We start from the raw sequence: 4,138 nt of genomic DNA, 5'->3' as shown, positions 1-4,138 counted from the left end.
GAACCTTCGGCTTTGGGAATGTCTACGGATGATGTGTTGCATAAAACTTTTCCCGATCTGCTCAGAGCCGATTTTACCGCAGGGATGGAGACGACTTTGGATGAAATCTCGGTGGGTAAGTTGGAGTGGCAAAGCTATTTGATTGGTTGGCATCAGTCCTATTTTCAGCCGATGTTGGCGCGTGCTTACACGAATCTCGGTGCGGATTTACAGCCAAGTAATCGTAAAAATGAGCTTTCAGATGTGGCTTGTCCTGCTTGTAATCATCCTCTCAGTAAGATTCCTTCTCAGAAGGTGAGTGGTGGGCATTTTCTCAAGTGTGAGCATGGCTGTGAGAATCTGGTGATGTTTTGGAGCGATCGCCGTAATCAGTGGGAGATTCCTCAACCGAAGGGCGAAAATGCAGTAACGGCGGAGGTGACTAGTTTTGCTTGTCCCGTCTGTGGTAAGCCTTTGGCTAAGTTTCCCTATGCTAAGGATGGTGTGGATAAGGTGATGTTGAAGTGTGCGGATGTTCAGGCGCGGCAACGCAAGGATCATGCGGATGTGGTCTTTTTCTGGTCTTCTCAAGAGAAGTGGTGGTCGAAGAAGTTTGGCGATCTGGATGAGGCGGCTAAGCCGAATTTGGGCAAGGCTGCAACTGGGAAGGAGAAGAAAGTTTCTCAGCGTAAGCCTAAACAGGCAGGTAAAGTGGCTAAGCCTCGCCCTAAAAAGTTGTCTTGATAAGCATTGAGATTCGTTAGGGTTATACTGTATTTAATCAATCAAAATTTAGTGTTGTCTATGAGGCAATATGTCTGAGTCGATCACCTTAGAACTTCCCGAGCCTTTGGTTAAAAAAGTTAAAGAAATTGCTGCGCTCAATCGTCAGGGGATTGAAGAAATGCTGATTGAATGGATTGATCGCACTATTAATGAGATTCCCATAGATGCTTTGCCTGATGAACAGGTTCTGGCTCTTTGTAATTTGCAAATGGGTGAACAGCAGCAAAGACTTTTTAGTGATTTACAAGCTCGAAATAGTGAAGGGTTGCTTAATGCACAGGAAGTTAAGAAGCTGAATGAGTTAATGCAGGTTTATCGTCATGGTTCGGTAAGGAAAGCTAAGGCAATGCAGGTTGCGGTAATGCGTGGATTAATCCCTGCTTTGAATGCTGTCTCATGAGTCGTCCTTATATTTCGGTTGAGATTGATCGCAATGTTCGCAGTATGGCTAAGAACCGATGTGGCTATTGCCTTAGTCCTCAAAAATTAGTCATGGCACGTCTAGAGATTGAGCATATCATTCCTGTTTCTAAGGGTGGCAGTAGTGAGGAGTCGAATCTTTGGTTAGCTTGTCCTATTTGCAATAGTCATAAAGCTGGCAAGATTGAGGCGATCGATCCAGTTACGGATGAGGTTGTGGCGTTATTCAATCCGCGTACTCAAGTTTGGGTGGAGCATTTTGCTTGGGCTGAGGATGGTATTCGTATTCTCGGAAAGACTCCAACGGGACGGGCAACGGTGAGGGCTTTGAGTCTTGATAGTGATTTTGATGCTTTGGAGGTTCGGAGTTATTGGGTACAAGCGGGTTGGCATCCGCCGAAAGATTAAGGGGAAATTGCAACTAATCTCGAATTAAACAGCAATCGCTCTTTTCAAAAATTAATCAAACAGAGATCGCCACACGGTTTTTGTATTCTCATCAAATGTGAAAATACTCCTTGCTATACAAGATAACTTTGATGAGGTGTAGATATATTGTTATGATTAAATTTCAAGTCTCAATCAAGGGGGATATATGGCAACTCAAGGATATGGACTTTTCGCTACTGAGCCTAACGCTAATGAAGCGCTAGAATGTAACATCTGTGGCGCTGAATGTCTTGTTGAGCGTAACTTGCCTGTTCCATTAGGTTTTATAGCGGCTATGGCTGGTCTAGATAAACCGCGTGATAAATTTTATGATGAATTTTCTTGTCCAAATCTAAAAGAAAAATGGCACAAGCAGGCAGTAAAACTTGTCAAAGAGATACAAAAAACTCCAAGCAAGCGTATTGCACATCTAATGCAACAAGATTTAGAGGATTTGCTCAAAGAAAATACCGATCAAAGTTGAGAACTTATTTATTCATAAATTTAAAAATTAAAGATGTTTAAAAATATTTCAAATTTAGATGAATTAGCAAACGAAGCAATCAAGGTTAAGCACTTTGCAACTATGGAATTAGTTGAAGCCGATCCAGACGATCCAGCTTTAGAGATTGTAGCTTGGATGACTGCAAATAATTTTGACATTGTCCCTGTGAGTAATAGCGATCAAATAGGTTTCGTGTCGAGAGTGAAGCTTGAGTCACTTCGTGATAACGAATCTATTCGTAAAGCAATTTGTCCAATAGATAAGACTTCAATGATTAGCCCAAATGCTTCAATAAGAAGTGTTCTTGATAAATTTACTAATACTAGTAGTAGTTGGTTATTTGTAGGAGATGGTAACAAACCAAAAGGTATTGTTACACTTTATGATTTAGAAAAGCCTGCGGTATCTCTATTTCTGTTGTCTAAAATTCTCATGTTAGAAGCAGGACTCCGCAGGCTTTTAGGTACATACACTAATACTCCGATTCCTGATTCACCTTCAGAAGATGGTGTTGCTGGAGATCCGCAGAAACTATATGAACTTCTTGATAAAGTTAGAGAAGAATCTAGCCTTGTTTCAGAGCTAGGATTTTCATTAAGATCTGGAGAAGTAGTATTAAAGGGACAATTTAGGGATGTAACAAACCGTATAAGACATCTTAGAAATCATCTTGCACATGGGCGAAGTATTTTAAATGAGGTAAAAAATCCTCTAGAAGCTGTTCAGCGTATTAATGAGATTGATAAATTACTAGAAAAAGTTAAGTCAAAAGTTGATGATAGGGAGCAAGTATGGAACGCTTTTATCAATACCATTATTGTAGATGAATCAGATGGAAAGCAAATATTTTGGGGCGGAGCTAATGCTATTCCTTTACCTATGCAATCGCCTATCTTCGTAATATCCGCTGAAAATCCTTTTGAAGAGGTTCTTTCACCAGAAAAGAATAATGAAAGAACTACATATTTACGCAAATTGCTAAAATATCGTGAATTAAAATTCATGGAAGTTTTTGGTAAATCATCTTATGGCACATGGAAACAAGCGAGTTTTGCTATCGAAGGTATAAGCCAAAAAGATGCTTGTGAATTAGCCAAAAAGTTCGGACAGAGGGCAATCTTTGAGCTTACTCAAGACGAGCTGAGAGTCATTTCAGTTGATGGAGAATGTCGAAAAAATAAACCTCGTTGTCGATAATTAGTCATACGAAAAGTTTCATATTCTGGAAAACTTCCCTGTTTTGCAAAATTGCCAATGTTCGCTGTTTATAAGAATTTTATAATGATTTTCTCCAATTGCGCGTAGATGACTAGCAATTTCATCTGAGGACAACTCTGAGCTATCGATCTCCTTGGTTGCATCACCGACATTAAAGAGATCATTACTTTCGATAGCCTCTAGCAGTGATGGATATACCGTTGTATTTTCGTCACTGCTAAGACAAACAATATATTTATCTCCCCAACGATATACCTGCTCAAGATCAGCACCAGCCCCAAGCGATTCACTATCCCAATAGACACTGTACACAGGTTCTTCTTCCAAGAGCGTTTCCAGTTCTTCATCACTAGGAAATTGGCTATATTTAGTCATTGTAGTAATTGCTGTTATTGCAGTTGTCTCAATTATTCTAATACTTTCAATCGATCGCCTATAACAACCTTGCTACAATAAGCATGATCCACAATCTCCAAATCATAGCCAATGAAATTAGCCTATTGATTAGAAAAACAACTATGAACGACATCCAAGAATATGACCTTGTTGCTTTAACCGAAGATGCGATCGCTACTCATAAAGTCACTCACCAGCAAATCCTACTCAGACGAGGACAAATGGGAACGGTTTTAATGTCCTTTGATAATAAAGCATTCCTAATCGACTTTACCGATAAACAAGGCAATACCTTCGCGATGGAAACAATCGAACCTGTCAAGCTATTACGCCTCATCAATGAACCTGAATTAGTCTATTCATGACTATTCCCCACCTATGACCTTCACATCAGTCCTAGAGAAT

At 40.0% G+C, this 4,138-nt stretch carries 6 protein-coding genes and 1 pseudogene; 6 read left to right on the top strand and 1 reads right to left on the bottom strand.

The features are described 5' to 3' along the window. The 5 genes and pseudogenes from AC805_RS26415 to AC805_RS16380 form a co-directional block, all read left to right on the top strand. Positions 1–723 (top strand): annotated as a pseudogene (locus AC805_RS26415) (DNA topoisomerase I); the annotation flags it as partial. Between the two features lie 70 nt (positions 724–793). Next, positions 794–1,165 carry a hypothetical protein gene (locus tag AC805_RS16395; RefSeq protein ID WP_055076409.1) on the top strand — a complete coding sequence of 124 codons (372 nt, stop codon included), beginning with the start codon at positions 794–796 and terminating at the stop codon, positions 1,163–1,165. Beyond that, complete coding sequence (locus tag AC805_RS16390) at positions 1,162–1,593, top strand: HNH endonuclease (RefSeq protein WP_055076408.1); 432 nt, start codon at positions 1,162–1,164, stop codon at positions 1,591–1,593. Before AC805_RS16395 ends, AC805_RS16390 begins: the two co-directional genes overlap by 4 nt. Positions 1,594–1,780: 187 nt before the next feature. Continuing rightward, positions 1,781–2,098, top strand: coding sequence for a hypothetical protein (locus tag AC805_RS16385; RefSeq protein ID WP_055076407.1), 318 nt, complete (start codon positions 1,781–1,783; stop codon positions 2,096–2,098). A 33-nt stretch (positions 2,099–2,131) separates the two neighbouring features. Then, positions 2,132–3,316: a DUF3293 domain-containing protein gene (locus AC805_RS16380; protein ID WP_055076406.1), complete on the top strand. Its 1,185-nt coding sequence runs from the start codon at positions 2,132–2,134 to the stop codon at positions 3,314–3,316. 18 nt (positions 3,317–3,334) lie between these two features. Here the strand turns inward: AC805_RS16380 and AC805_RS16375 are convergent, their stop codons facing one another. Next, positions 3,335–3,712, bottom strand: coding sequence for a hypothetical protein (locus AC805_RS16375; protein WP_055076405.1), 378 nt, complete (start codon positions 3,710–3,712; stop codon positions 3,335–3,337). Between the two features lie 143 nt (positions 3,713–3,855). Here AC805_RS16375 and AC805_RS16370 point away from each other — a divergent pair, with 143 nt between their 5' ends. Next, positions 3,856–4,098: a DUF4926 domain-containing protein gene (locus AC805_RS16370; protein WP_055076411.1), complete on the top strand. Its 243-nt coding sequence runs from the start codon at positions 3,856–3,858 to the stop codon at positions 4,096–4,098. Positions 4,099–4,138: the final 40 nt, after the last annotated feature.

The sequence above is a fragment of the Pseudanabaena sp. 'Roaring Creek' genome (assembly GCF_001402795.1).
Classification (GTDB): domain Bacteria; phylum Cyanobacteriota; class Cyanobacteriia; order Pseudanabaenales; family Pseudanabaenaceae; genus Pseudanabaena.
Note: the sequence above shows the minus strand (reverse complement) of the source record. Positions and strands in the feature narration are given on the sequence as shown.